The 26,898-nt window shown below is 64.3% G+C and carries 28 protein-coding genes; 17 read left to right on the top strand and 11 right to left on the bottom strand.

The features are described from left to right. Positions 1-8 precede the first annotated feature (8 nt). Positions 9-881, bottom strand: coding sequence for an undecaprenyl-diphosphate phosphatase (locus RGV59_RS24015; RefSeq protein WP_017846697.1), 873 nt, complete (start codon positions 879-881; stop codon positions 9-11). 180 nt (positions 882-1,061) lie between these two features. Here RGV59_RS24015 and RGV59_RS24010 point away from each other — a divergent pair, with 180 nt between their 5' ends. Then, positions 1,062-1,568: a GNAT family N-acetyltransferase gene (locus RGV59_RS24010; protein ID WP_026139989.1), complete on the top strand. Its 507-nt coding sequence runs from the start codon at positions 1,062-1,064 to the stop codon at positions 1,566-1,568. On the opposite strand, the gene RGV59_RS24005 is transcribed toward RGV59_RS24010, so the two are convergent. After that, complete coding sequence (locus RGV59_RS24005; RefSeq protein WP_046487182.1) at positions 1,565-2,509, bottom strand: GlxA family transcriptional regulator; 945 nt, start codon at positions 2,507-2,509, stop codon at positions 1,565-1,567. The genes RGV59_RS24010 and RGV59_RS24005 overlap by 4 nt on opposite strands. 173 nt (positions 2,510-2,682) lie before the next feature. On the opposite strand from RGV59_RS24005, the gene RGV59_RS24000 reads away from it, so the two are divergent. The 3 genes from RGV59_RS24000 (at position 2,683) to RGV59_RS23990 (ending at position 5,198) form a co-directional block, all read left to right on the top strand. Beyond that, complete coding sequence (locus RGV59_RS24000; protein ID WP_079444155.1) at positions 2,683-3,282, top strand: TetR/AcrR family transcriptional regulator; 600 nt, start codon at positions 2,683-2,685, stop codon at positions 3,280-3,282. 26 nt (positions 3,283-3,308) lie between these two features. Continuing rightward, on the top strand, positions 3,309-3,986 hold the full coding sequence (locus RGV59_RS23995; protein ID WP_126587228.1) for a type 1 glutamine amidotransferase domain-containing protein: 678 nt from the start codon (positions 3,309-3,311) through the stop codon (positions 3,984-3,986). Positions 3,987-4,073: 87 nt separating this feature from the next. Continuing rightward, positions 4,074-5,198, top strand: coding sequence for an alkene reductase (locus tag RGV59_RS23990; RefSeq protein ID WP_126587229.1), 1,125 nt, complete (start codon positions 4,074-4,076; stop codon positions 5,196-5,198). 59 nt (positions 5,199-5,257) lie between these two features. Here the strand turns inward: RGV59_RS23990 and RGV59_RS23985 are convergent, their stop codons facing one another. Both RGV59_RS23985 and RGV59_RS23980 read right to left on the bottom strand, forming a co-directional pair. Continuing rightward, a complete protein-coding gene (locus tag RGV59_RS23985) occupies positions 5,258-6,256 on the bottom strand; it encodes an NAD(P)H-quinone oxidoreductase (RefSeq protein WP_046487195.1) in 999 nt (332 codons plus the stop codon). Next, positions 6,253-7,485, bottom strand: a complete 1,233-nt coding sequence (locus RGV59_RS23980; protein ID WP_126587230.1) for a YbfB/YjiJ family MFS transporter — start codon at positions 7,483-7,485, stop codon at positions 6,253-6,255. The genes RGV59_RS23985 and RGV59_RS23980 overlap by 4 nt, the downstream gene beginning before the upstream one ends. A gap of 111 nt (positions 7,486-7,596) precedes the next feature. Here RGV59_RS23980 and RGV59_RS23975 point away from each other — a divergent pair, with 111 nt between their 5' ends. After that, positions 7,597-8,472 (top strand): LysR family transcriptional regulator, encoded by an 876-nt coding sequence (locus RGV59_RS23975; protein WP_102618858.1) that lies wholly within the window; start codon positions 7,597-7,599, stop codon positions 8,470-8,472. Between the two features lie 77 nt (positions 8,473-8,549). Further along, positions 8,550-8,936, top strand: a complete 387-nt coding sequence (locus RGV59_RS23970) for a DoxX family protein (RefSeq protein ID WP_026139987.1) — start codon at positions 8,550-8,552, stop codon at positions 8,934-8,936. 53 nt (positions 8,937-8,989) lie between these two features. On the opposite strand, the gene RGV59_RS23965 is transcribed toward RGV59_RS23970, so the two are convergent. From RGV59_RS23965 to RGV59_RS23950, 4 genes are all read right to left on the bottom strand, one after another. Continuing rightward, entirely contained in the window at positions 8,990-9,808 is an 819-nt protein-coding gene (locus tag RGV59_RS23965; RefSeq protein WP_126587231.1) for an alpha/beta fold hydrolase, read from the bottom strand. A gap of 90 nt (positions 9,809-9,898) precedes the next feature. Further along, positions 9,899-11,290, bottom strand: coding sequence for an alginate export family protein (locus tag RGV59_RS23960; protein WP_026139986.1), 1,392 nt, complete (start codon positions 11,288-11,290; stop codon positions 9,899-9,901). 10 nt (positions 11,291-11,300) lie between these two features. After that, complete coding sequence (locus tag RGV59_RS23955) at positions 11,301-12,197, bottom strand: VOC family protein (RefSeq protein ID WP_126587232.1); 897 nt, start codon at positions 12,195-12,197, stop codon at positions 11,301-11,303. 111 nt (positions 12,198-12,308) lie between these two features. After that, positions 12,309-12,620 (bottom strand): hypothetical protein, encoded by a 312-nt coding sequence (locus RGV59_RS23950; RefSeq protein ID WP_017846684.1) that lies wholly within the window; start codon positions 12,618-12,620, stop codon positions 12,309-12,311. A gap of 216 nt (positions 12,621-12,836) precedes the next feature. Between RGV59_RS23950 and RGV59_RS23945 the strand changes: the two genes are divergently transcribed. Genes RGV59_RS23945 through RGV59_RS23935 form a run of 3 tightly spaced genes read left to right on the top strand, consistent with a single transcriptional unit; the run spans position 12,837 to position 14,987 of the window. Then, positions 12,837-13,481 (top strand): secretin and TonB N-terminal domain-containing protein, encoded by a 645-nt coding sequence (locus RGV59_RS23945; RefSeq protein WP_026139985.1) that lies wholly within the window; start codon positions 12,837-12,839, stop codon positions 13,479-13,481. Then, positions 13,478-14,023 (top strand): RNA polymerase sigma factor, encoded by a 546-nt coding sequence (locus RGV59_RS23940; RefSeq protein ID WP_017846682.1) that lies wholly within the window; start codon positions 13,478-13,480, stop codon positions 14,021-14,023. Before RGV59_RS23945 ends, RGV59_RS23940 begins: the two co-directional genes overlap by 4 nt. 37 nt (positions 14,024-14,060) lie before the next feature. Then, entirely contained in the window at positions 14,061-14,987 is a 927-nt protein-coding gene (locus tag RGV59_RS23935; protein WP_017846681.1) for a FecR family protein, read from the top strand. 1,206 nt (positions 14,988-16,193) lie between these two features. Here RGV59_RS23935 and RGV59_RS23930 read toward each other — a convergent pair. Both RGV59_RS23930 and gspH read right to left on the bottom strand, forming a co-directional pair. Continuing rightward, the gene (locus tag RGV59_RS23930; RefSeq protein WP_046383039.1) at positions 16,194-16,805 is read right to left on the bottom strand and encodes a type II secretion system protein GspJ; all 612 of its coding nucleotides are present in this window, start codon (positions 16,803-16,805) and stop codon (positions 16,194-16,196) included. After that, on the bottom strand, positions 16,802-17,254 hold the full coding sequence (gspH, locus tag RGV59_RS23925) for a type II secretion system minor pseudopilin GspH (RefSeq protein WP_046383040.1): 453 nt from the start codon (positions 17,252-17,254) through the stop codon (positions 16,802-16,804). The genes RGV59_RS23930 and gspH overlap by 4 nt, the downstream gene beginning before the upstream one ends. 92 nt (positions 17,255-17,346) lie before the next feature. Between gspH and RGV59_RS23920 the strand changes: the two genes are divergently transcribed. Then, a complete protein-coding gene (locus RGV59_RS23920; protein WP_046489241.1) occupies positions 17,347-17,778 on the top strand; it encodes a type II secretion system protein N in 432 nt (143 codons plus the stop codon). Here RGV59_RS23920 and gspI read toward each other — a convergent pair. Further along, positions 17,765-18,151 carry a type II secretion system minor pseudopilin GspI gene (gene gspI, locus RGV59_RS23915; protein ID WP_017849134.1) on the bottom strand — a complete coding sequence of 129 codons (387 nt, stop codon included), beginning with the start codon at positions 18,149-18,151 and terminating at the stop codon, positions 17,765-17,767. The two genes, RGV59_RS23920 and gspI, sit on opposite strands and share 14 nt — an antisense overlap. 148 nt (positions 18,152-18,299) lie before the next feature. On the opposite strand from gspI, the gene gspG reads away from it, so the two are divergent. From gspG to gspF, 7 genes are all read left to right on the top strand, one after another. Then, positions 18,300-18,749, top strand: coding sequence for a type II secretion system major pseudopilin GspG (gene gspG, locus RGV59_RS23910; RefSeq protein WP_017849135.1), 450 nt, complete (start codon positions 18,300-18,302; stop codon positions 18,747-18,749). A gap of 8 nt (positions 18,750-18,757) precedes the next feature. Further along, the gene (gspK, locus tag RGV59_RS23905) at positions 18,758-19,648 is read left to right on the top strand and encodes a type II secretion system minor pseudopilin GspK (RefSeq protein WP_161493727.1); all 891 of its coding nucleotides are present in this window, start codon (positions 18,758-18,760) and stop codon (positions 19,646-19,648) included. Continuing rightward, positions 19,645-20,727: a type II secretion system protein GspL gene (gspL, locus tag RGV59_RS23900; protein WP_126586935.1), complete on the top strand. Its 1,083-nt coding sequence runs from the start codon at positions 19,645-19,647 to the stop codon at positions 20,725-20,727. The genes gspK and gspL overlap by 4 nt, the downstream gene beginning before the upstream one ends. Then, complete coding sequence (gene gspM / locus RGV59_RS23895; protein WP_017849138.1) at positions 20,720-21,232, top strand: type II secretion system protein GspM; 513 nt, start codon at positions 20,720-20,722, stop codon at positions 21,230-21,232. The genes gspL and gspM overlap by 8 nt, the downstream gene beginning before the upstream one ends. After that, complete coding sequence (gene gspD / locus RGV59_RS23890; RefSeq protein ID WP_126586933.1) at positions 21,229-23,532, top strand: type II secretion system secretin GspD; 2,304 nt, start codon at positions 21,229-21,231, stop codon at positions 23,530-23,532. Before gspM ends, gspD begins: the two co-directional genes overlap by 4 nt. 500 nt (positions 23,533-24,032) lie before the next feature. Next, positions 24,033-25,451, top strand: coding sequence for a type II secretion system ATPase GspE (gspE, locus tag RGV59_RS23885; RefSeq protein ID WP_104902983.1), 1,419 nt, complete (start codon positions 24,033-24,035; stop codon positions 25,449-25,451). Then, on the top strand, positions 25,451-26,662 hold the full coding sequence (gene gspF, locus RGV59_RS23880; protein ID WP_126586931.1) for a type II secretion system inner membrane protein GspF: 1,212 nt from the start codon (positions 25,451-25,453) through the stop codon (positions 26,660-26,662). The genes gspE and gspF overlap by 1 nt, the downstream gene beginning before the upstream one ends. The last annotated feature ends 236 nt before the right edge of the window (positions 26,663-26,898 follow it).

The following is a 26,898-nucleotide window of genomic DNA, read 5'->3' as shown; positions in this document are numbered from 1 at the left end:
GATGAGGCTCAGCTCAACAACCCGGTGCTGACCGCGACGATCAGGAAGATCCCCAGCAGCGCGCGGTAGATCACGAACGGCCAGGTGGAGAACCGCTCCAGGAACTTCATCAGGCCCCAGATCGCGAAGAACGCCGAGACGCTGGCGACTACCAGGCCAAACAGCAAGTGCGGCCAGGCATGCACCGGCATATCGGCGTGCAGCAGCACCCACAGCTCCTTCAAGCCGGCGAGGGCGATCGCCGGCAGGCCCAGCAGAAAAGAGAAACGCGCAGCCTCTTCACGCTTGAAATTGAGGAACAGCGCGGCGGTCAGCGTGGAACCGGAACGCGAGACCCCGGGAATCAAGGCGCCAATCTGTGCGATACCGACGATCAACGCATCGCGCAGGCGCATTTCGCTCACCTCCCGCGTATGCCGCGCACGCAGTTCGGCGGCCGCCAGCAACACTGCCATCACCACGCAAGCGATGCCGATCACCATCAACCCGCGCAGCGGCGAGTTACAGGCATTCAAGGTCGACGACAACGCCAGGCCGGCAATGCAGATCGGAATGGTCGCCAGCACAATCGCCACCGCCAGCTTGAACCACTGATTGTTATAGTCACCCTGGCGCACCGCGCCAATGCTGCCGGTGACCACCTGGCGCACATCGCGCCAGAAGTAACTGACCACCGCCGCCAGCGCCGCCAGTTGCATCGCCGCCGAAAACGCCGAGCCCGGATCCTGCCAGCCGAGCAGGGCGGGGACCACACGCATATGGGCGGTGGACGACACCGGCAACAACTCGGTAATGCCCTGGATCACGCCAAGGATGAAAATCTGCAGGTAATCCAGGGAGGCGAAGCCCACATCCAGGCCGGCGGAACAGACGTTGGTCAAAGTACATGTCCTTGAGAAAAAAAGAGGCAGCCGGCGAAGTTTATTCGAAATGTTTCGAAGGTTCGGGCGAGGCGGCAGCTATCTGCAATCGATTCAGCAAGTAGAAAGGTTCATGCCGCTATTGGACTGGGGCAGCGTTTTGTGAACAATGGCGCCCTGCGTTTTTTCACCGAGAGCCTCATGCCTGAAACCACCGTCGAATTGATCCAGACCGGCCCGGAAGCGTCCGAGCTGATCCGCAACCTGTACCAGTACTACGCCTATGAATCCTCGGACTGGGAGCAGGAAGATGTCGAGGCGGACGGCCGTTTCTACATCCATGACGAACACCTGAACCGCTATTGGCACGACCCGCAGTGGAGCGCCAACCTGCTGCTGGTCGACGGTTATATCGCCGGCTTCCTGCTGATCGAAGGCAGTGAATTGCCGGGCATCGATGCCCTGGAACTGGCCGACCTGTTCATCCTCAAGCGCTACCGGCGCAAGGGCATCGGCAGCGCGATCGCCACCCAGGTGCTATGCAGCGGCGCGGCCAACTGGCTGGTGCGTTTCTATGACCAGGATGAAGTGTCCCAGGCGTTCTGGCGCACCGTGCTGGATAACCTGCCACGCCCGGTGCAGACCCTCGAGCTGGACGATGATCCGCAACTGACCAGTTACCTGATCACGCGGGCGTCGTTGCACTAAACGCTGCGCTCGTTGAAAAAAGCCTGCTGCATGGCCTGGGGCGGCTGCCCGAAGGCACGCAGAAACGCCTGGCGCATGCGCTCGCGGTCGCCGAAGCCGGTTTCGCGGGCGACCACCTCGACCGGGTGGCGGCTGGTTTCCATCATCGCCCGCGCCGCTTCCACCCGCAGCGATTCGATGGCCTTGGCCGGTGTCTGCCCGGTTTCTTCGCGAAACACCCGGCTGAACTGGCGCGGGCTGAGCCGGGCGACATCGGCCAGGGCTTCCACCGACAGGTCGTGGGTCAGGTTCTCGCGGGCATAGGCCAGGGCCAGTTGGATGCGGTCGGATTTGGGGTCCAATTCCAGCAACGCCGATAACTGCGACTGTTCGCTGCCCCGGCGCTGGGCAATCACCAGCTTGCGCGCGATACGCCGGGCGAGGTCGCTGCCCAGGTCGTTCTCCACCATTGCCAGCGCCAGGTCGACCCCGGCGCTCATGCCGGCGCCGGTCCAGATCTGGCCGTCGACGATGAACAGTTTGTCTTCTTCCAACTGAATATCCGGGTAGCGCTTGCGAAACGCCGGTGCGTGAATCCAGTGAGTGGTGGTGCGCTTGCCCGCCAATAACCCGGCCTCGGCCAGCACGAAGATGCCCATGCACAGCGAGGCGACACGCCGCGATTGAGCGGACGCGGCCTTGACCAGCGCCAGCAGGTTGGCCTCCGGCAGGCGAAATTCCAGGTAACCGCTGACGATCAGGGTGTCATAGCCCTGCGGCCGGATCGGCGTGGTGTTCACCGAGAACCCCTGGGACGTCATCACCGCGCCGCCGCTTTCCGACACCAGGTGAAACTCGTAGGCCGGCTCGCCGCGCAGCAGGTTCGCGCACTCGAACACCGAGCCCAGGCTGAGGCTCAGGGACTGGAAGTTCGGGTAAACCATCAGCGCAACGCTATGCATCGCCATACTCCAACGCGGGCGGGAGGGGCGATTGTCGGCGCGTGCCGGGAAAACGGCAACCGGGTTCGGCGCATGTCCGCAATCCTTGCGGATATGACATTGTGGGCGCCCGGCCCGGCTCCTAACATTCACCCCATGCACTAGACGACTGGTCTAATCGGACGGAGTGAAGCATGCACAGCGCCAGCAAACGTCCACGGCAGACCATTCTCGACGCGGCGCAATCGATTGTCGGCGCCAAAGGGTTTTCTGCGGTGGGGTTGAACGAAATCCTGCAAGCCGCCGATGTGCCCAAAGGGTCGTTCTATCACTACTTCCACTCCAAAGATGCATTCGGTGTGGTATTGCTCGACCACTACTTCGATCACTACGTAGAGGGCATGACGCAACTGTTCGAGCAGCCCGGGTTGTCCCCGCGCGCCAAGTTGATGCGCTACTGGCAAGGCTGGATCGACAACCAGACCGGCTGCACCGACGCGGGCAAATGCCTTGCCGTCAAACTCGGTGCCGAAGTGTCAGACCTTTCAGAACCCATGCGCTTGGCCCTGGATCGCGGCACATCGAGGACCATCGCCTTGCTTGCCGGCGCGATCGGGTGCGGCGTCGAAGACGGTTCGCTGACCGTGGCGCAAGCCCCGCAAAGCCTGGCCCGGAGCCTGTATGCGTTGTGGCTGGGGAGCAGCGTCATGAGCAAGATCACCCGTACATCCGCGCCGTTTGATCAGGCGCTGCTGCTGACCCGACAGCTGTTGGGTTGCCCTGACACACACTGACCTTAACCCTATCGAGGCACTGGAACATGAAAGTATTAATGGTACTGACCTCTCACGACCAGCTGGGCGATACCGGGCGCAAGACCGGTTTCTGGCTCGAAGAATTTGCCGCACCGTACTACGTGTTCAAGGACGCCGGCGCCGATGTGGTGCTAGCGTCCCCGGCCGGCGGCCAGCCGCCACTGGACCCGGCGAGCGATCAAGCGGATGCGCAGACCGAACAGACCCGCCGCTTTGCCGCCGACCCGGCCGCGCAGCAGGCCCTGGCCAACACCGTCAAGCTGGACACGATCAACACCGCCGACTTCGACACCGTGTTCTATCCGGGTGGCCACGGCCCACTGTGGGACCTGGCGGAGTCGCCGGTGTCCATCGCCCTGATCGAGGCGTTCGAGCGGGCCGGCAAGCCCATCGGTTTTGTCTGCCACGCACCGGGCGCCTTGCGCCACGTCAAGGCGGTCAATGGTGAGCCGCTGGTCAAGGGCCGTCGCGTCACTGGCTTCTCCAACGCGGAAGAAGCCGCGGTCGGCCTGACCGATGTGGTGCCGTTCCTGATCGAAAACGATTTCAAGGCACTGGGCGGCAAGTATGAGAAGGGCGCCGATTGGCAAGCCTTTGTGCTTGAAGACGGTTTGCTGGTCACCGGGCAGAACCCTGCCAGTTCCAGCGCTGTTGCCAAGGCCCTGCTGAAGCTCACCGCATAAGTTAATCAACGGTTTTAAACCTGCATGGATTGGCGGCTCTCAAGAGCCGCCAACGGTTTCGCTCGTCCTGAATTTGGAATCTTTCAAATGACCCACAGTGTTTTAAGTACCCCGATAAAACTCGGGCATCACACCTTGGCCAACCGCGTCGTCCTGCCACCGCTGACGCGTCAACGCAGCGCGCAACCCGGCGATGTCGCCACCGAGCTGATGGCCGAGTATTACCGTCAACGCGCCTCGGCCGGTTTCATGGTCAGCGAGGGTACCCAGATCGAGCCGCGTGGCCAGGGTTACGCCTGGACGCCGGGCATCTACACCCCGGCGCAGATCGACGGTTGGCGCACCGTCACCGACGCGGTGCATGCCGAAGGCGGGGTGATCTTCGCCCAGCTCTGGCATGTGGGCCGGGTGTCCCACAATGCGTTGCAGCCTGACGGCGCCGCGCCCGTCGCACCGTCCGCGCTGCAGGCCGAACAGGCGAAGGCGTTCATCGCCACCGGGCCTGGCCAGGGTGAACTGGTCCAACCGCCCGTGCCCCGTGCCTTGACCACCCTTGAGGTCAAGGCATTGGTCGGGCACTACGCACAGGCGGCACGCAATGCGTTGGACGCCGGGTTTGACGGGGTGGAGATCCATGCGGCCAACGGTTACCTGGTCAACCAGTTCATCTCGGCCCACGCCAACCAGCGCGACGATGAGTACGGTGGTTCGCTGCACAACCGTCTGCGTTTTTTGCGGGAGATTGTCGAGGCTGTGAGCCAGGTGGTCGGCCCGCAGCGCCTGGGCGTGCGCTTTTCGCCGTTGTTCAGCGGCACCGACGAGGACCGCGTGTACATCGGCCTGGTGGAAGACGACCCGCACCACACCTACCTGGAAGCGATCAAGGTGCTGCAAGCGGCGGGCATCGCCTATGTCTCGATTGCCGAAGCCGACTGGGACAACGCCCCCGACCTGCCCGACACGTTCCGTCAGGCCGTGCGTGACACCTTCACCGGGCGGATTATCTACGCCGGGCGTTACACCGCCGAGCGCGGTGCGCGGTTGGTCGACGCGGGGTTGGCCGACCTGATTGCGTTCGGGCGGCCCTTCATTGCCAACCCGGACTTACCGCAACGGCTCTTCAATGGCTGGCCGTTGAATCCGCTGCGGGCGGAGGGGATGTATGGTGGCAATGAAGTGGGCTATATCGATTACCCGGTGCATGCCCAATAGGTCATTTCTTGTGCGAGCTGTCGGGCCCTGCCAAGGCCCGACAGTGACGGCATCAGGCGTCACGCCACCTGCAACACAATCTTGCCGATATGATCCCCACCTTCCATCCTGGCATGGGCCTGGGCGGCGTCGGTGTAGGCGTAGACCTTGTCGATGATCGGCAGGCAACGCCCGGCGGCCAGCACAGGCCATACCTGTTCGCGCAACTGTTCGGCGATCACGGCCTTTTCCTCGCGGGTGCGGGGGCGCAACAGTGAACCGGTTATCACCGCGCGTTTGCCGAGGATGGTCAGCAGGTCGACGTCATGCGCCTTGCCGCCGCCGAGAAAGCCGAGCATGACCAGGTGACCATCCATGGCCAGGGCCTTGAGGTTATTGTTCAGGTACGAGGCCCCCATGATGTCGAGGATTACATCAACCCCCTGATCGGCGGTCTTCTGCGCGATGACGTCGGCGAAGTCCTGCTCGCGGTAGTTGATCGGTTCGGCGCCCAGCTTGGCGATGGCGGCGCATTTGTCGGCGCTGCCGGCGGTGGCGAAGGCCTCGATACCGAACTCGCGGCAGAGCATCAGCGCGGTGGTGCCGATGCCACTGGTGCCGCCGTGGATCAACACGCGCTGGCCTTTATGCGCGCCAGCGAGGCCGAACAGGTTGGACCACACCGTGAAGAACGTTTCCGGCACGGCGGCGGCTTGAATCCAGTCCATGCCCTCGGGGATCGGCAACGCCTGGCTGGCGGGCACCGCGCAAAACTGGGCATAGCCGCCGCCATTGGTCAGGGCACACACCTTGTCGCCAATGGCGTATGCGCTGACGCCGTCGCCGAGCGCCACCACTTCACCGGCCACTTCCAGCCCCGGAATCAGGCTCATGCCGGGTTTCAGCGGGTATTTGCCGGCGCGTTGCAAGGCGTCCGGGCGATTGACCCCGGCCGCCTGCACACGGATCAGGATCTCGCCGGGGCCCGCCACCGGTACGGCGACCCGCCGCGGTTGCAGGACGTCGGGGCCGCCGGGCTGGGTGATTTCGATCAGGGTCATTTCGTGCGGGAGCGTCATTCGAGAGTTCCTGTGGCGATGAGCGTATGGGTTGGGACCGCCTCTGACGGGCGGCGGTTCAGCAGGATCATGCCCAGTTCCAGCAGCAGCGCGACCACGATGGCCCCGGCCGCGATCATGAACAACAGGGCATGCTGGCCGCCGCTGCCGTTGAACAGCGCCGAGTAGGCAAAGCCTGCCAGCGCCTGGAACGTGGCGAAAGATACCGTTGCGCGGCTCCAGGCGAGCTGTTGATGGTGATGGTTGGGCACCAGCTCGTGAACCCGCGCCAATGCCAGCGGCACGATACCCGGCGGGAACGAACCGAGGATCACCGCCAGCAGCGCCAACGCGGTGAACGAACTGGAGACCGGCAGCAGGCCGACCGTAATCGCCTGTACCGCCAGCACCAGGCGGATGCTCAGGCGCGCACCGAGCTTGTCGGCGAGAAATCCATACGTGACCGGGCCGACAATCGCCCCCAGGCCGTACATTACCCAGATCATCGCCCCGACGTGCGGCCCGGCCCCCAGGCCACGGGCGACGTAGTCCACCAGGAACACCATGGCCGGCACCAGCCCGGCGGCCATGAACGCGTATTGCCCAAACAGCAGGTATACGCCCGGCGGGGTCGCGACGGATGCGTTGGCTTGCGGTGCCGCTTCATGCAGGGTGCCCGAAGGCCAGCCGAACCAGCTCGCTGCCGTCAATACCAGCGCCAACAGGCCCAGGCCGAACCACGTCTGTTGCAAACCCAGGCTCAACAACGGCGGCACAATCGTCCCGGAGCCTGCAATGCCCAGGCCGATGCCGAGGAAGATCGCGCCGCTGGCCAGGCCCCGACGCGCCGTGGGTACGTGGGGCAACACCGTCGCCGCCACCAGCACCATGATCGCGCCCCCGGCGATGCCCGACAGCAGGCGCCAGGCGAAGAACCAGAGCAACGACAAGGGAAAGCCACAGGCAAAGAACGCCAGGGTCACGGCCACCATCATCAGCCGCAAGGCGGCCGTGTTCGAGGTGCGCCGGGCGAGGGGCCGTCCGATCAGTGCGCCGACCAGGTAGCCCACCAGGTTGGCGGCGCCGAGGTACACCACGTCACTGGCGGCAAACCAGTGAGCCTGGATCAGCGAGGGGATCAGCGGGGTATAGGCGAAGCGCGCCAGGCCGATGCTGACCAGGCTGGCGCACAGGCCGGCGAAGATCGGTAACCACAGTGCGCGGTGGGGCGGGGTGTGAGTGTCGGGCATGACGGCGGTCCTGAGGGTTTTCTCTGGCGCTCAGCATAGCCCCGTTGCATGATGCAATAACGCTGCGAGTATGCGGCGCATCGATGCATATATGCAGCATAAGGAGAGGGCATGAATTGGGACGATGCACGGGTCTTCCTGGCGGTATGCCGCGAGTCGACCTTACGTGGCGCGGCGCGGGTGCTGGGGGTTGACCAGGCCACCGTCGGCCGACGGATCAACGCGCTGGAAAAGTCCTTGAGCGCCACCCTGTTCCTGCGCACCTCCGAAGGCTACGCGCTGACCGCCGTCGGCGAAGCCGCCCTGCGCAGCGTGGAAAAAATGGAGCGCTCGGCCCTCGACCTGGAGCGCCAGATACAAGGCTTGGACGAACGCCTGACCGGCACCGTGCGGGTCAGTACCACCGACTCGTTGGCCATCGATTTCCTGATCCCGGCGATTGCCCGCCTGCACGAGCAGCACCCCGACGTGCGCGTGCATCTGGACGCGTCCACCCAGTTTCTCAGCCTGGCCAAGCGCGAAACCGACATCGCCGTGCGTAACATGCGCCCGGACAGCCCTGACCTGATCGCGCGGCGTATCGCACGTTGGCCGGTTGGGTTGTTTGCCTCCCAGGCTTATATCGACCGCCACGGCGCACCGGAGCCCGGCAGCCTGTTCGAAGGCCATGATCTGGTGGTGTACCACGCCTATCTGCAGAGCCAGAAGGACATGACCCTGGTCTGCGAACCCCTGGGCCGCGGCCGCATCGCGGCCACCCTGAGCTCCGGCCTGCTGGTGCGCCGTTCCATTGCCGCCGGCATCGGTATCGGTGAGATGCCGGTGTGTACCGGCGAACGCGACGGGCTGGTGCGTCTCTGGCCGGAGCGCACTCGGCCGATGCCTTACGACGTCTGGCTGGTGACCCACGCCGACCTGCGCCACACCGCGCGGGTGCGGGTGGTGATCGATGAAATCGTCGCGGGGTTTGCCGGCACCGGGGAGTGAGGTCAGCACACGCTTGCAAGCTCGCCGGCATCTTTGTGCACACAATCGGCGGCAGTCATCTCACGGACAGCTCGCTTATGAACGAATCAAGAAATCAGGATGTGGGTCTGCTGTTTCTGCGGGTCAGCGGCGCGCTGTTCCTGTGTTGGGTGCATGGCATGCCCAAACTGCTCAATTACAGCGAGCAATTGAAACTGATCGAAGACCCGTTTCACCTCGGCGCCCACGTCACGTTGCTGCTGGCGATTGGCGCCGAAGTGCTGTGCCCGCTGTTGATCATCGCCGGGGTGCTGGTGCGCCTGGCCTGCCTGCCGATCCTCGCGGTGCTGTTGATCGCGATGCTGGTGGTGCACCCGGAGTGGACGTTGCTGGAAGGGCAGTTCGGCTGGCTGCTGTTGATCATTTTCACCAGCGTGCTGATCGCCGGGCCGGGTCGCTTCACCCTCGGTCAGCGTTTTGCCTGAGCAAAAAAAGGCCGGGCAAGCCCGGCCAAATAAGGAGAGGGGGTCTAAGCGGTTCAGCGGTTCAGGAACGCCAGCAGGTCTTCGTTCAATGCCTGGGCGTGGGTCACTGCAAACCCGTGCGGCGCGTCTTTGTAGACCTTCAGCTCGGCACCCTTGATCATCTCGGCCGCTACCTTGCCGGTGGTTTCGAACGGTACGATCTGGTCGCCATTGCCGTGGATCACCAGGGTCGGCACGTCGATCCTGGCCATGTCCGGGCGGAAGTCGGTCTCGGAGAAGGCGGTGACGCAATCCACGGTCGACTTGAGCGATGCCAGCAGGGCGATCTGCAGGGTTTGCGTCAGTACGCCGTCGGAGACTTTCTGACCTTTGTTGATGCCGAAGAACGGCAGGTTGAAATCAGCAATGAACTGCGCCCGATCCTTCAGCAGGCCGGCCTTGATACCGTCGAACACATCGGTGGGCACACCCTGCGGGTAGTCCGGTTTCTGACCGAACAGCGGCGTCACCGCGCCCAGCAGCACCAGGCCGGCGACACGGGCACTGCCGTGGCGGGCGATGTAGCGCGCGACGTCGCCGCCACCCATGGAAAAGCCGACCAGGGTTACGTCCTTGAGGTCCAGGTGTTCGATCAGTTGGGCGATATCGTCGGCAAAGGTGTTGTAGTCGTTACCGCTCCACGGCTGATCCGAGCGCCCGAAACCCCGGCGGTCAAACGCGATGGTGCGAAAGCCGCGGCTGCTCAGGTATTCCATCTGGTATTCCCACATGTCGGCATCCAGCGGCCAGCCATGGCTGAACAACACGGGTTTACCGTTGCCCCAGTCCTTGAAGTAGATCTGGGTACCGTCTTTGGCAACGAATGTGCTCATGGAAAACTCCTTGGTTGAGGAACGAAAAACATCAGGATCACTATTGCCCCAAACCGGGCAACGGGCTTGTATGGGTGTGCTTGCTTGGGTTCACCAACTGAACTTGAGCTCTACCCCCAAATAATTACTGTCGTCGCCTCCGGCATCGCGCAAGGTCCGGCCGACTGCGTAATGCACCGCTTCAACCGCGCCGCTGAGGTTTGGCGTAAACACATAGTCGGTACGCAGTTGAGCGTAAGCACCGGTCCAGCGATCACCCTGGCCTGCGGTGCCGGCGACCGGCAAGTTCGGCTGGGTGTAGACCGCGTCGCTGGTGGTCTGCCGCCAGAGCAGGCCGACGGCGGTCTGCACGCTCAGCTTGTCGACAGGCTGAACGGTGATCGAGGGCTTGACGTGAATCAGGTTGCTGTAGCCCGTATAGCCCGCCAGGGAAAAATAGTAGCCGTTGGGAAACAGCGGGTTGAAAGTGCCGAGGGTGCCATCGCCGGCTTTACGGTCGCCCGAGGCAATATCCAATTGCAGGCCGATGCGCGGTTTCCACGCCAGGCTATCGAAGGTGTATCCGGTGCGGCTGCCGCCGGCCCAGGCGCGAATGTCCTTGTGGCCTACCGAGCCGCTTTGCAGCATGGCTTCGATGTCCCAGTCGAAACCCTGGGCCGCCCCGCCCAGGCGTGCGTCGACGAAATGCCGGGTTTCATCGCCGTCCGCATCCAGATAGTGCGCGGCGCTGCGCTCATACACGCCGTAGTAGGCTGACAGTTCATTCTTGCCGCCTACCAGTCGCTCGACCCGCAGCATATGAAAGCGCGCATCGCTGTTGGATGTGTCGTCGAAGTGCCGCCCGTCCTGATACTGCACCGGCTGGCTGGCGATGCCGATAAAGCGCCACTGACGGGTCTCCCAGTCGGCCCACAGCGCATCAAAGGATTGCCGCACATTCGGGCCGTCCCGCGACGAGATGAAACGCTGCAAGTCAAAGGCAAAGTCCTGGCGGCCGATACGGCTCTTGAAGGTGCCGGCGTCGAAGGTGTTGATGTATTCGGCGAAGGCCAGGCGCAGGTCCACGCGGTTCTGATCGGCGCCGCCGATCGTGGTCTTGTCGTAGGCCCGCACATCTTCGAGTTGGGTGAACACACGCCAGTTTTCATTCAAGTGCAGGTCAGCATGGACCTGGAAGCGTTGGAGCAAGTAGCTATCACGGGCCACATTGTGTACGCCAAAACCGCTGGCATCGTTCATCTCGAAGCGCTCGCGCAATGTTGCGCCGAGGGACAGGTAGGTGAATGGGTTGGCGCTGGACAGCGGGAGGTACTTCAAGCTGTCCAGTGGCTGCGTGCGCAGCGCCGGATCGCTGAGTACGGACCAGTCTTCCTGCCAGCGGTTGGTCTTGATCGCCGGTCGTGTGGCCAACTCGTCTGCGTGGCCGCTGCTGGCGAGCAGCGGCCACAGCACAGCCAGGCCCCAGCCGGTGCGTCGAGTCATGGGCATGGGCTCAGTGCGCCATATTGAGCTGGTGAATTTCCGCGATATAGCCGCCCGGGAATTCAACCAGCGCGCTGCGCCGGTTTTTACTGGTGAAGGCCGGCACCAGCACTTTGGCACCCGAGCCGGTGGCTTTACCGAGCGTGGCGGTCAGGTCCGCCACTTGGTAGCCGGTGGTTTCATGCCCAAACGGGTAGGGCAGTTGGCCGTTAGTGACCAGCACCGCCATGCGTCCGAACGGCGACTCGATCTCGACGCGCCGGTAGGTGCCGCTGACCTGGCCCACATCGACCGCGGATGCGTGCTTGTCGTCGGCCAGCACCTTGCCATGGGAGAAGCCCAGGAACGACCGGATGAACGTGTCGGCCCGATCGGCGGAGAGGTAAACACGGTTTTCCGGTAGGGTCTGGAACGCCGCGTAGTCTGGGGTCTTGGTGTGCCAGTAGAGCTGCATGTTCACACCACCTGGCCATTGGATCACCGCGTCCCGGCCAATCGGGTCGGGAAAGTCGCTGACGATCACCGCCGCACCGTTGTCCCGGGCGGCTTTGAGCGCTGCGTCCATGTCCTTGACCAGATAGCCGTTGCGTTCCTGGCCGAACGGATGCGGGATGGGGGTGGTGAAGCCAAACAGCGACACCGTGCCTACAGGCGTCTGCAGCAACTGCGAGGTGGTGCTGCTGGGCACCGGCAGCACATTCACCACCACCTGGGGCGTGCTCCTGCCGCCGAAAGTGGCGAGGAAGCTCTGGGTGAAACGGTCCACATCGGCCGGGGCGACGTACACATGGCTAGTGTCATATTGCGGTGCCACGGCGACCGCTGGCGTCGCCGCAAAGGCGCAGTTCATCATGGCGCCGGTCAACAGCGTCAATGCCAGCGATACCGTTCTCACTTTTTTGTACATGCCTACTCTCCCGCCTTTTTGGAAAGTCAGGAGATTAGGGGGTAGGGCAGCCAAGCGAATTGTATGGGCGTGCTCGGTTGAGCGGTTCAGCCTTGATGGCTTGTCAGAGGTTCAAGGCCGCTGCGGTTTGACCGACGTCCCGAACGTATTGCCCATGCGAATGCTGGTCGCCGCCGGGGTGGACAGTCCCACCTGATTCGGCGGCCGCTTCTGCACCGGTACGTTCTGCGCCTCGCGGTTTTTCTGCGCCGCCTTGGCCGCATCCGCGTTGTTGCCCATCTGCTGGCCCAGGCAGCCATAGTCGGGAGACTTATAGCCATCCACCGTCACCTCGGTGCAGCCTTTGGCGGCGGTTTCGGCGTGGGCGAGCAGGGGCAGCGCGGTACACAGCAACAGGCTGGCGAGGGTGGGGAGTCGCTTCATGGGGCCTCCTGGCGGGCCTGGGGAATTGGGCCGATAAGGCTTGAAAGTGTAGTGCAGCGGGTTTCCCATCACCGTGATGTTTTTTTTGCTATCACCGTAACATCAGGTTCATAAACTGGCCTCAGGATGACGGTTTTCAAGGACACGTCGGCCGTGCAGCGATGCAGAGCGGGGGGTGAACAGTGGGGCTTGCGGCGCGCCATCGGTGCCCTGGCCTTGCTGTTGCTGCTGGCGCTGGGTACCCCGGCGAGGGCAGAGCCGCCGCTGTTGATACTGGACCTGCCGGCACAAGATCTGGAACACGCACTGCAAGCGTACAGCCGCGCCACCGGCATGGCGGTGCTGGTCGACCGTGAACTGACGCGGGGCCGGCGCTCCATCAGCGTGCGCGGGCGCTTCACGGCGCAGGAGGCTTTGGCGATGTTGCTGACGGGGAGTGGCCTGATGGCGCGCTATGCACGCAGTGACGCGTTCACCTTGCAACTGCCCGCGGTCAGCCAACCTCCTGTTACCCGTGGTGCATCGGCACGCAACGCAGCACGGATCAACAACAGCTATGCCGCGGCGTTGCAACAGGCGATCGAAACCAGCCTGTGCCGTTCGCCGTTGACCCACCCCGGCAGCTTCAGAGCGCTGGTGCAGGTCTGGGTCAGCCCTCAGGGGTTGATCGAATACAGCCGGTTGGTCAGTTCCACCGGCGATGAACAACGCGATGAAGCCCTGGTGCGCAGCCTGGGCGCTGCCCGGGTCGAACGCCCGGCGCCGAGCTCGCTGCGCCAGCCGGTGACTTTACTTTTGATGCCCGACACAACAGGAACGCGCATGGAATGCACAGCAGGGAAAGGAGCCTGGGGCGGATGAAAGATTCCGGGCACAGCACGATGGTCAGCCTGTTCCTGGCGTCCTACGAGGAGTTCAAGGTGCGTCTGCGCAAGCGCCTGGGCTCGGAAGACCTGGCCAACGATGTGCTGCACGAAACCTACCTGCGCGTCGACCGCATGGACATGCCGCCGAACCTGGCGCAGCCCAATGCCTACCTGTACCGCATGGCCTTGAACATCGCCGCCGATCGCCGCGAAGCCGACGCCCGGCTGTTGACCGGCAGCGAAGTCGAAGAGCTGCTGCAAAGCGCCGACGAAGCCCAGGACCCCTCGCGGGTAGTGGGCGGGCAGAAAGAAATCCAGTCCCTGGTCAAGGCGCTCTACGAACTGCCGGCGCGCCGTCGCAAGATCCTCATCGCCGCGCGCCTGGAAGAAGCGCCGCACCTGGAAATTTCCCAACGTTTCGGCATTTCCACGCGCATGGTCGAAAAGGAAATCAAGGCCGCCCTGGGCCACTGTGCCAAGCGCCTGGAAAGAAAAGTGATCCAGCGGTTCGGTCCCGGGGCCGGAAAACCGTCTTAGTGTTGAGTCCCTGATAAATCCGTGAGTATTTGCGCGCTTGAACATTTTTAGCCTCTCCACCGCCCGGGCAACCCCCGCCAGCCCATTGCACGATGAAGCCCGCGACTGGCTGCTTCTGCTGACCTCGGGCCGCGCCACCGTAGCCGATGCCAAGGCCCTGAAAGCGTGGTGCGCCCAGAGCCCGGAGCATGCCCAGGCGTTCGAGCAGGCCAAGACGTTATGGCGGCAAGTGGGCACGGCGGTTGAACAGGCGCAGCCCCCGCGCCATTTTGGCCGGCGAGCCTTCCTCGGCGGCGCGATAGCGGCGTCGGCGGCGTTGGTGATGGTGGGCGTCGGCGCCCCGGGTGGGCTGGCCGGCTTGACCGCGGACTATCGCACCGCGGTCGGCGAGCAGCGCCAGGTACTGTTGAGCGACGGCGTGAGCCTGGAACTCAATACTCAGACGCGCATCAGCCGGGTGGGGCAGGGGATCGAATTACTCGAAGGCGAAGTCGAAGTGCTCGCCCACGTGGCCCAGCCGCTCAAGGTCCAGGCCGGCGCTGGCTGGGTCAGTGCGGCGCAGGCGCGGTTCAATGTGCGGCATACCGATCGCAACGTGTGCGTCACCTGTATCGAAGGGTGGCTGTCGGTGGATGTCGCTGGACGCACTGTGCATATGGAGAGTGGCCGACAACTCACCTATGGCGCCGCCGGGATCGGCGCGGTGGAGACGGTGGACGCCCAGGCGGTGGTGGCTTGGCGCGAGCAGGTGCTGGTGTTCAACAACGCGACGCTGGCGACGGTGGTGGACGAGATCAATCGCTACCGGCCGGGGATGTTGGTGTTATTGAACAAACAACTGGGCCAGCGCCGGGTGCAGGCGCGGTTCAGTTTGCAGCAGTTGGCGGGGGTGGCGTTGTTGATTCGTGATGCGTATGGGGCGAAGTGTACGGAATTACCGGGGGGGGTGGTGTTGTTGAGTTAGGTTGACCGGGCATTTTTTTGGATTGGGTTGGATTGAGTACATATCCGTTATTTAGGTTACGGCGGCTTATGGTTCCGGTCCGTACAAAAAGCCCCAAAGTAACCAAAGGGCTCTTGCCCCACCACTTGGAGCCTCGCCTAAGATCAAAAGCCAAAGCGAGGCGGCCTTATAGTCGACCTGATCCTGGAAGCCGAACCGGGTCAAAAATGTGGGAGGGGCTTGCCCCCGATAGCAATATGTCAGCCACTACATGCATGACTGATCCACCGCTATCGGGGGCAAGCCCCCTCCCACATTTGGATCTCCATAGATCAGATAGACCTTGCTCTGCTTTTGATCTGCTTTTGATCTGCTCTTGATCTTAGGCGCCCCGTAAAACCACTTGGTGCCTCGCCTAAGATCAAAAGCCAAAGCGAGGCGGCCTTATAGCCGACCTGATCCTGGAAGCCGAACCGGGTCAAAAATGTGGGAGGGGCTTGCCCCCGATAGCAATATGTCAGCCACTACATGCATGACTGACCCACCGCTATCGGGGGCAAGCCCCTCCCACATTTGGATCTCCATAGATCAGATAGACCTTGCTCTGCTTTTGATCTGCTCTTGATCTTAGGCGCCCCGTAAAACCACTTGGTGCCTCGCCTAAGATCAAAAGCCAAAGCGAGGCGGCCTTATAGCCGACCTGATCCTGGAAGCCGAACCGGGTCAAAAATGTGGGAGGGGCTTGCCCCCGATAGCAATATGTCAGCCACTACATGCATGACTGATCCACCGCTATCGGGGGCAAGCCCCCTCCCACATTTGGATCTCCATAGATCAGATAGACCTTGCTCTGCTCTGCTCTGCTCTGCTCTGCTCTGCTTTTGATCTGCTCTTGATCTTGATCTTAGGCGCCCCGTAAAACCACGCTGGCCGAACGCAGGTATTACGCAGCGGGTAAACCGGCAGGGATGCCGGTTTAGCCGTCCCGGGCCATGGATGGCCCGTGACGGCGGCCCGCGGAGTAATGCCTGCGTTCGGGCACACCGAGCCTAGGCGAGGTGCCGAGTGGTGGGGCAAGAGCCCTTTGGTTACTTTGGGGCTTTTCCAAAGTGACCCGCTGTAAGAGCGGAACCCTAAGCCGCCGTTACCAAAAAAACGGATATGTCCCCCATCAAAACCCCAAGCCGCCATTACCAAAAAAACGAATATGCCCCCATCACCCACCCCCTACCAAAGCGGCCCCACCACCTGCCGATACCGCTCCACCCCCTGCGCCGTCTGCCGCACCAGGCTCACCTCCAGCCCCAGCGGATCTTCCCGCCGATTCCCGCTCAACTGCCGCCAGCCCTTGTCCGCTTCCCACACCCGAACCTGCAGATCACTGACCCCGGTCAACACCACCACCCCATCCTTAGCCGCCGGCAACGGAAAGCGATCCCGCGCCGGTGCGGCTGCGCGGTACAGGCTGTCGCCCTTGAGCCACCACCGCACCCGTTGCAGCCCATCCGCCGCGACCGGCGCGCTGCGGATCACGTCCAGGCGAAAGCCCTTGCTGTCGGAACTGCGCACCGTCACCGCCGCCAACCCGCTGGGCTTGGTTTTATCGGCTTGCAGAGAAGCCGGCACGCTCAGCTCCACGCTGGCGCGCATGTTGAGATCGCGCTGCAACTGGTTCAGCGCCCGCAACAACGCCTCGGTCTGTTCCGTGCTGGCCTGCAAGTGCTGATCCGCACGGGTCACGCTGTCGAGGCCGCGCCAGGCGATGAGGCTGACCAGCGCCATCAGCATGATCGCCACCATCACCTCAATCAGCGTGAAGCCTTTCTGCGAGGCACTCATGGCTGGCTCACCACGCGCATCAAACCGGCGGCATCACGTTGCAGGCTGAGGCGGTGTTGCCCGTCGGACAGCTCGACCCGCACCGGCGGGTTGATCCATTCGGCGTCGAGCACCAAGGTTTGCCGGGGCTCGATCGTGACCTGCATCGGCGTGCTCTCCCATAGGCGCGGGCGCAGTTGGGTGTCGCCCTGGAATGACTCCACGCCGAGGCCGTCATCGCTGCGACGGTTGAAGCGGAAACCCTTGGCGTCCGCGCGCCAGGTGATCGGCCGCCCATCGGCGCGGGCTTCGGCCTGGGCCACTTGCAGCAATTGACTCAAACGCTCGGCATCTTTGCGCAGCAGGTGCAGCGGGTCGGGCTTGATGGTCAGGCTGATGGCGGCGCTGGCAATGCCGATGATCACCAGCACCACCATCAGTTCGATCAGGGTAAAACCTTGCTGTTTCATGGGGCGGCACCTGGAAAGCTGGCGAGGTTATGAAATAAAAACGTGCGAATTGGCCTGTAGGCTGATGCCACGGACAAACAGGAGGTCCACCCATGGCACTTGCCCTTCGTTTTTCTCCCGCCCTCGGCGTGCAGGCACTGGCCGTGGTTGCCGCGTTGGCCGGCGTGGCGGTCTGGACGCCGTTGCTGCTCACTTCCGCCGAATCCCACACGCCGCCGGTGGCCGCCGAGGTGTTGGCGGCGCGCAGCGATAACCCGGCGTTGCAGTGGTTTTCCACGGCGCCGACGGCATTGCAGGTCAAGGTCTCGGGGGTCTTGGCCGGAGCGCGGGGCGCGGTGGCGATCCTCAGCCTCAACGACGGCCCGCCGCGCAGTTTTCTGCTCGGCGAGCGCCTCAGCCCCGGCGTGCGCTTGACGGCCATCGCGGGTGACGGTGTCGAGATCGAACGCGGCGGCGAGAAGGTGCGCGTGCAGCTCGACACGTTGCCGCAGGCGCCCGCATTGCCACGCCTCACTCGGCCTTGACCTGCGGCCTGGCCAGGGTCGTCGCCAGGCGCGCCAACGGCGGCGCCTCGCGGCTGGCGTCCCGCACCTGCACATCGACCTGCACCAACTGACTGTCGGGGCTGTTGCTGAGGGTCTGCTCGCAACGCAGTTTCAAGCGGCCCTGATCGCACGCGAAGGTCTTCTTACCGCTGCTCAACCGCCCCTCCAACTGCAACTCCGCCAGCCGGCTTTGCGCCGCCAGCATCGCCATCGACTTGTCGCGCAACAGGCCGTTGCTCTGAGTCATCAGCCCGGCCACGCGCACGGCCGCGGCCATGGCCACCGCGATGATCGCCAGCGCCACCAGCACTTCAATCAGGGTAAAACCTCGCTCGTTGCGGTGCCTGCGCATGGCGTTCTCAAAGCCTGGAAACAGGTGCGCAGCCTAGCGCTGGCAGTTGACCGATTGGCGACCGAAACTCCCGAGGATTTTCAATACGACTGACATGTGTTCTTGCAACACTGCGCCCCGAAATGCACTCAAGCCAAGGAATGTCGAGATGGATATCGCACGCCTAACATCCCCACTGCCAGGCCCTCGCGGCCAGCGTGGCTTCACCCTGATCGAGATCATGGTGGTGGTGGTCATTCTCGGGATTCTGGCGGCGATGGTGGTGCCCAAGGTACTCGACCGTCCGGACCAGGCGCGGGCCACCGCGGCGAAACAGGACATCGGCGGGTTGATGCAGGCGCTGAAACTCTATCGCCTCGACCACGGCACTTACCCGACGATGAACCAGGGCCTCAAAGTGCTGGTGGAACGCCCGGCGGATGCGAAAAACAGCAACTGGCGCGCCTACCTCGACCGTCTGCCCAATGACCCGTGGGGCCATCCTTATCACTATCTCAACCCAGGCGCCAACGGCGAGGTCGATGTGTTCTCCCTGGGTGCCGACGGCCAGCCGGATGGCGACGGCGTGAATGCCGATATCGGCTCCTGGCAGCTGTAAAGCGCGCGATGAAACGGGATTCGCCCGCAGCGGCGAAGCAGCGCGGCATGGCGATTATCAGCGCGTTACTGATCGCGGCGGTGGTGGCGGTGATCGCCGGCGCCATGCTCACGCGCCAGAGCGTATTCACCCGCAGCGTGGAGGCCGAGCAATTGCGCATTCAGGGTCAGTGGCTGTTGCAAGGCCGCCTGGAACACAGCCGCCTGTTGCTGTGGGAGGCGCGCCAGAAGGACGTGCTGACGCGCCTCGATCAGCCGTGGGCGCGGCCCCAGGGCGGGGCGTTTGAAGGGCGCCTGGAGGACGAGCAGGGCAAGTTCAACCTGCGCAATCTGGTCAATCACCAGCGGCTCGACGCCGAACAACTGCAAGCTTTCGAGCGCCTGTGCCGCCTGATCGACATCGACCCGGCCGTGAGCCGACGTATCAGCCGGCGAGTGATCGCCTCCTATGATCAACGTACCGACAAGACGCTGCTGCCGGCGCGCTACCCGATGCTGCGCAGCCTGGATGACCTGAGCGGTATCGAAGGGCTCGACCCGCTGCTGCTGCGACGCCTGCAGACCTTCGTCGGCGTGCTGCCCGGCAATACCTGGGTCAACGGCAACACCGCCAGCGCCGAAGTGCTCAGCGCGGTGGTGCCGGAACTCAGCCTGGCCCAGGCCCAGGCATTGGTGGCCGAGCGCGACAGCGGGCGCTGGTTTATCAACCGTGGCGATTTCGTCAACCGCCTGCACCTGCCCCAAGTGGCGGTGGACAGCGTGCAAGTGGGCATCACCAGCGAGTGGTTTCGCCTGCAGGGCCAGGTACGCCGTGAACAGCGCCGGGTGACAATCGACGCGTTGTTGCATCGCCCTGAAGACCGCCGGCCCCAGGTGATCTGGTCGCGGGTGGGCGCATGAAACGCCTGCGGATCGGCTTGCCGCCACTTGATCAACTGACAGTCGACAGCCAGGTGCAATTTGCCTGGCTGGAGCGCGGCGCCGTGGTGAGCGAGGGTGGCGAAAGCCTGCTGCAGTTGGGCCGGTCCAAGCCGTCGGTGGAGTGCTTTCTGCACCCCGCCGACAGCCTGTCGACCAGCCTCGAGCTGCCGCCGCTGGCCGCCGCCAAAACCGCCGCCGCCGTGGCCTGTGCCGCACAGGCGTTGATCCTCGGGCCGGTGGAGCAGATGCAGGTGGCCCACGGCCCGCGCGACAGCGATGGGCGCGTGCAGGTGGCCTGGGTGTCCACGGCCGGGTTGGAGCGCCTGGGCCAGGTGTTGGTGCAGGGCCAGTTCAGGTTGCGCGGTCTGTACCCGGCGCCGTATGCCTTGCCGCTCGGCGCCGCGGCCATGCACGACGGTTACTTGCTGACACGCCATAGCCTGCACCAAGCGGCTGTGCATCCGCTCGGGCAACAGGTGTTGGATCAAGGGCTGGAGGTGCCGCTGGCGCCGGAGGCGCAACGCTGGAGTGGCGCCGTGCCTGGCTGGGGCTTGCACGGCCGCCTCAACCCACCGGCGAGCGGTGGCTGGGGCAGGGCGCTGGCCGCTGTCGCCCTGGCCACTGCCGTCTGGACCCTGGGCCTGAACCTGTACGCCGCGCGCCAGGCGGGCGAAGGCCAGCAGCTCAAGGCGCTGCTGAGTCAGCAGGTGCGCCAGGCCTTCCCCGAATTACCGGTGATCCTCAACCCCTTGCAGCAGGCCCGCCAACAGTTGGCCGCCCGCCAAACCGGCGCCGCCGCCGACCCCGCCCAGCGCTTTGGCAGCCTGCTGCAAGTGGCCGGCAGCAGCCTGCCGTTCATGGTCGGCAACGTCGACAACCTGAGCTTCGAACAGGGCCGCTTGCACGTGGGCTTGCTGGCCGACAGCCGTAGCCCGACGGCGCCGGGCGATGGGCAAGCGGCGCTGGCCCAGGCCGGGTTTAGCGCGACCCGCGATGAGCATGGCTGGACGTTGGGCCCGGTGGAAAGCGCCGAAAAACCGGGAGCCGCTGATGAATAAGTGGCGCCGTCTACGCAGCCAGGCCCAGGCATTCTGGAGCGGCCTGGCCCTGCGCGAACAACGCATGCTCAGCGGCGCCGGCCTGGTGCTGGCAGGTCTGTTGACCTGGCTGGTGCTGATTCAGCCGCCCTTGAAGACGATCGCGTATTGGCAGGCCGAAACCCCCAAGTTGCGCACCCAGGCGGCCACCTTGCACGCGCTGTTGCAGGGCGTCGCGGCGCCGCGGCCCGCCGATGCCGCCACGCTGCAACAGGCCCTGGACAGCGCCGGCCTGCAAGGTCGTTACCAGTTGCAGGCGCTGGATGCCGGCGCCTGGCGCCTGAGCTTCGACAACGCGCCGGCCGATGCGGTGATGGACTGGTTACTGGGCAATCCCCGTTCGTTTTCCCTGGAGGTGTCCGAGGCGCGCTTGCAGCGTAGCGCGGACGCTATCGACAACTCGGCCGGCACTGTGTCCGGGACCGTTCGCATGGATCAGGCGCTTGGCGCTAAGGAAGCTTCATGAAGTGGTCAGTCCCCAACCCTGCGCCTTTTCGCAAGATCGCGCCGCTGCTGTTACTGGCCTTGAGCGCGTGCAGCAACAACCCGTCGCCGACCAAGCCGTTGCAGGTGGACAGCGAACTCGGCCAGCCCCTGGCCGACACCCGGCGCAGCAGCGAGAGTGTGCTGGAGCGCCAGCGCGAGCCGGCGCCCAAGCCCCGCGTCCAGCACCCGCTGACCAACAGCGCCCGTGGCCACGCGCCGGCTGCGGTCAAGACGCGCAACCCACTGGGCGATCAGCCGGTGCAGTTGAATTTTGTCGATGCCGATATCCAGGCGGTGGTGCGCGCGCTGTCCCGTGCCACCGGCCAGCAGTTTCTGGTCGACCCTCGAGTCAAAGGCAACCTGACCCTGGTCAGCGAAGGCCAGGTGCCGGCGCATCAAGCCTACGACATGCTGCTGGCTGCGCTGCGCATGCAGGGCTTCAGCGTGGTCGACGTCGGCGGCGTGGCCCAGGTGGTGCCGGAGGCCGATGCGAAGTTGCTCGGCGGGCCGATCTACAGCGCCGGCAGCAGCGGCATGCAGACCCGCACCTTTCGCCTGCAATATGAAAACGCGGTGAACCTGATCCCGGTGCTGCGCCCGATTGTGTCGCCGAACAACCCGATCAACGCCTACCCGGGCAACAACAGCATCGTCATCACCGACTACGCGGAAAACCTTGCGCGGGTGGCGCAGATCATCGACGGCATCGACACCCCCAGCGCCATCGACACCGACGTGGTGATGGTGCAGAACGGTATCGCCGTGGACATCGCCGCCATGGTCAGCGAACTCCTGGAAACCCAGGGCGCCGACCAGACCCAGAAGATCAACGTGATCGGTGACCCGCGCTCCAACTCGATCATCATCCGTTCCGGCAGCCCCGAGCGCACCGAGTTGGCGCGCAACCTGATCTACAAACTCGACAATGCCCAGAGCAACCCGAGCAACATGCACGTGGTCTACCTGCGCAACGCCCAGGCCGGCAAGCTGGCGCAGTCGCTGCGCGGCTTGCTCACCGGCGAGAGCGAGTCCGGCGTCAGCGACGAGGCGCGGGGCAAGCTCAGTGCCATGGGTGGCAATGCCCAGAGCACCCGGGGCAACAGCACCGCGCAGAACAGCAGCGGCACGCCCACCGGCAGCGGCGTGCAGGCCGGGTATAGCCAGGACAAACCGGCGACCGGCAGCAGCCCCAGCGATCAGAACACCGCGTTCAGCGCCGGCGGCGTGACGATCCAGGCCGACGCCACCACCAACACCTTGCTGATCTCCGCGCCGGACCCGCTGTACCGCAACCTGCGCGAAGTGATCGACATGCTTGACCAGCGCCGCGCCCAGGTGGTGATTGAAAGCCTGATCGTCGAAGTCAACGAAGACGACGCCAGCGAGTTCGGCGTGCAGTGGCAGGCCGGCAACCTCGGCGGCAAGGGCGGTTTTGGCGGGGTGAACCTGGGGGGCAGCGGGGTGAATGGCACGTCGACCAGCAAGACCAGCATCGATGTGCTGCCCAAGGGCCTGAATATCGGCCTGGTCGATGGCAGCGTCGACATCCCCGGGATCGGCAAGGTGCTCGACCTCAAAGTGCTGGCCCGCGCCTTGAAGAGCAAGGGCGGCACCAACGTGCTGTCGACACCGAACCTGTTGACCCTGGACAACGAAGCCGCGAGCATTTTTGTCGGGCAGACCATTCCGTTCGTCACCGGCAGCTATGTGACGGGCGGCGGCGGCACCAGCAACAACCCGTTCCAGACCGTGCAGCGCGAAGAAGTGGGGCTCAAGCTCAACGTGCGCCCGCAGATTTCCGAAGGCGGCACGGTGAAGCTGGATATCTACCAGGAAGTCAGCAGCGTGGACGCGCGGGCGTCGGTGGACGCGGGCACGGTGACCAACAAGCGGGCGATCGATACCAGCATCCTGTTGGACGACGGGCAGATCATGGTGCTCGGTGGGTTGTTGCAGGACGGCTACAGCCAGAGCAATGACGCGGTGCCGTGGCTGTCGGATATCCCGGGGTTGGGCGCGTTGTTTCGCAATGAAAAGCGCAGTGTGAACAAGACCAACCTGATGGTGTTTTTGCGCCCCTACATCATTCGCGACAGTGGCGCGGGGCGCAGTATCACGCTGAACCGCTATGAGTTCATGCGCCGCGCCCAGGGAGGCTTGCAGCCGGAGCGCAGTTGGGCAATGCCGGATGTGCAGGCACCGCAGTTGCCGTCGGTGGAGAAGGCGATTCCGGGGGCTGGGCCGAGGGCGGTGATCAGGGCGGTGCCGGCTCGTGATTGATGTTGAGCGAGTGCATATCCGGGGCTTCGGTAACGGCGGCTTATGGTTCCGCACTTACGGCGGGTCACTTTGGAAAAGCCCCAAAGTAACCAAAGGGCTCTTGCCCCACCACTCGGCACCTCGCTTGGGCTCGGTGTGCCCGAACGCAGGCTTGCGTGGTTTAAGATCAAAAGCGGCTCGCTTCGCATCGTGTTTACGCGGGGGGCGGTGTTTTTTCATGGCCTGGATTTGTGCCACAACCCCGCTGCAATCAATGCAGTGCCCAGACGGGTGCAGTCGGATTTGACTGAGAATCCCCAGGCACTCACCGCTTCAAAATGTGGGAGGGGGCTTGCCCCCGATAGCGGTGGTTCAGTTACAGATGAATTGACTGACACACCGCTATCGGGGGCAAGCCCCCTCCCACATTTACACTGCGCGGCGGCCCGCCGTGAGGGCGGAACCATAAGCCGCCGTTACCGCAGCAACGGATATGTACTCAATCCAAAAGGGTCAACCCCATGAGCCTGCTGCCCTACGCCTGGGCCAAATCCCAGCGCATCCTCCTGCGTCCCGGCGAGGCCGGCCTGCTGCTGACGGTCTGCCCGTCGACCCCCGGCTGGTCGATCAGCGAAGTGCAACGTCAGTTCGGCCAGAGCCGCCTTGAGCAGGTGCGCGACGACGAACTCGACGGCCTGCTCGCCAGCGCCTATGCCGACACCGGCAGCGCCGCTGCGGTGGTCGGTGCCGCCGAAAACGAAGTCGACCTCGACCGCCTGATGCAGGACATGCCCGAGATCACCGACCTGCTCGACACCCAGGACGGCGCGCCGGTGATCCGCATGATCAACGCCTTGCTGACCCAGGCCGCCCGCGATGAGGCCAGTGATATCCATATCGAACCCTACGAAACCCACTCCGTGGTGCGCTACCGCGTCGACGGCACCCTGCGCGACGTGGTCTCGCCGCGCAAGGCGCTGCATGGCGCGCTGGTGTCGCGGATCAAGATCATGGCCCAGCTCGACATCGCCGAAAAACGCCTGCCCCAGGACGGCCGCATCGCCCTGCGCGTGGCCGGGCGGCCGATTGATATCCGCGTGTCGACAGTGCCCACCGGGCATGGCGAGCGCGTAGTGATGCGCTTGCTGGACAAGCAGGCCGGGCGCCTGCAACTGGAGACCCTGGGCATGGAGCCGCAACTGCTGGCCCGCCTCGACACGCTGATCCGCCAGCCCCACGGCATCGTGCTGGTTACCGGGCCTACCGGCAGCGGCAAGACCACCAGCCTCTACGCCGCGCTGGCGCGGCTGGATGCGAGCACCAGCAATATCCTCACCGTCGAAGACCCGGTGGAGTACGACCTGCCGGGTATCAGCCAGATCCAGGTCAACGCCAAGATCGACATGACCTTCGGCCTGGCCCTGCGCGCGATCCTGCGCCAGGACCCGGACATCATCATGATCGGCGAAATCCGCGACCTGGAAACCGCCCAGATCGCCGTGCAAGCCTCGCTCACCGGCCACCTGGTGCTCGCCACCCTGCACACCAACGACGCGGTGTCGGCGGTCAACCGCCTGATCGATATGGGCGTCGAACCGTTCCTGCTGGCGTCTTCACTGTTGGGCGTGTTGGCCCAGCGCCTGGTGCGGCGCCTGTGCCCGCACTGCAAGCAGGCAGACCCGGCCATGCCGGGCACCTGGCGCCCGGTGGGCTGCGCGCAGTGCAACCAGATCGGCTACAGCGGGCGTACCGGTATCCATGAATTGTTCTGCGTCGACGACGAGGTGCGCAGCCTGATCCACCAGGGCGCTGGCGAGCAGGAGCTGCGCCAGGCGGCACGCCGCGCCGGCATGTTCAGCATGCGTGAAGACGGCGAGCGCTGGGTGCGCAGCGGCACCACCGCGGCCGAAGAAATCCTGCGCGTAACACGGGACGCCTGATGAATCGCTATCGCTATGAAGCCGCCGACGCCAGCGGCAAGGTCGAGGCCGGGCACCTGGAGGCGGACAGCCAGAGCGCGGCGTTTGCCGCGTTGCGCAGCCGTGGCCTGACCGCGCTTCTGGTGCAGGTCGAAGGCAATCAACAGGCTGCGGGCGGCAGCAGCCTGTTCAGCGCCAAGCTGTCGGATAACGACCTGGCCTGGGCCACGCGGCAACTGGCGAGCCTGCTCGGCGCCAGCCTGCCGTTGGAAGCGGCGCTGAGCGCGACGGTGGAGCAGGCCGAGAAAAAACACATCGCCCAGACCCTGGCCGCCGTGCGCGCCGATGTGCGCGGCGGCATGCGCCTGGCCGATGCCCTGGCGGCACGGCCACGGGACTTTCCGTCGATCTACCGTGCGCTGATCGCGGCGGGGGAGGAGTCCGGCGACCTGGCCCAGGTGATGGAGCGCCTGGCCGACTACATCGAGGAGCGCAACAACCTGCGCGGCAAGATCCTCACCGCTTTTATCTACCCCGGCGTGGTGGGGCTGGTGTCCATCGGCATCGTGATTTTCCTGCTCAGCTACGTGGTGCCCCAGGTGGTCAGCGCGTTCTCCCAGGCGCGCCAGGACCTGCCGGGGCTGACCCTGGCGATGCTCAACGCCAGCGACTTTATCCGCGCCTGGGGTTGGCTGTGTTTTGCCGGGATCGTCGGCAGCTTCTGGGGCTGGCGCCTGTACCTGCGCAACCCCGTGGCGCGCTTGAACTGGCACAGCCGCGTGCTGCGCTTGCCGCTGATCGGGCGCTTTGTGCTGGGCCTGAACACCGCCCGATTTGCCTCGACCCTGGCGATCCTCGGCGGTGCTGGCGTGCCGCTGTTGCGCGCCCTCGAAGCGGCGCGCCAGACCTTGTCCAACGAGCGTCTGAGCCAGTGCGTCAACGACGCCACCGCCAAAGTGCGCGAAGGCGTCAACCTCGCTCCGGCGCTGGCGGTGGAGAAGGTGTTCCCACCGGTGCTGATCCACCTGATCGCCAGCGGCGAAAAAACCGGCTCACTGCCGCCGATGCTCGAACGCGCGGCGCAGACCCTGTCGCGGGACATCGAACGCCGTGCCATGGGCATGACCGCGCTGCTCGAGCCACTGATGATCGTAGTGATGGGCGCCGTGGTGCTGGTGATCGTGATGGCGGTGCTGTTGCCGATCATCGAAATCAACCAACTGGTGACCTGAATGTGGGAGGGGCTTGCCCCCGATTGCGATGGGTCAGTCTATGCATCTTTGGCTGACACTCCCTCATCGGGGGCAAGCCCCCTCCCACATTGGACCCTACCTGTTCAGTTGATTTTGGGGTGGGCCGATACCGCCAGCCCGCAACCTCGGGTTCATCGTTTCGTCACAGCCAAGCCCCTCGCCGTAGCCTACGCCGCCTTGACGAAACCCCCACTGAAACCGCGCTGTCACCTGCC

It is taken from the genome of Pseudomonas sp. FG1 (assembly GCF_034313875.1).
In the GTDB taxonomy this organism is placed as follows: Bacteria; Pseudomonadota; Gammaproteobacteria; order Pseudomonadales; family Pseudomonadaceae; genus Aquipseudomonas; species Aquipseudomonas veronii.
This window is presented reverse-complemented; position numbering and strand designations above follow the sequence as displayed.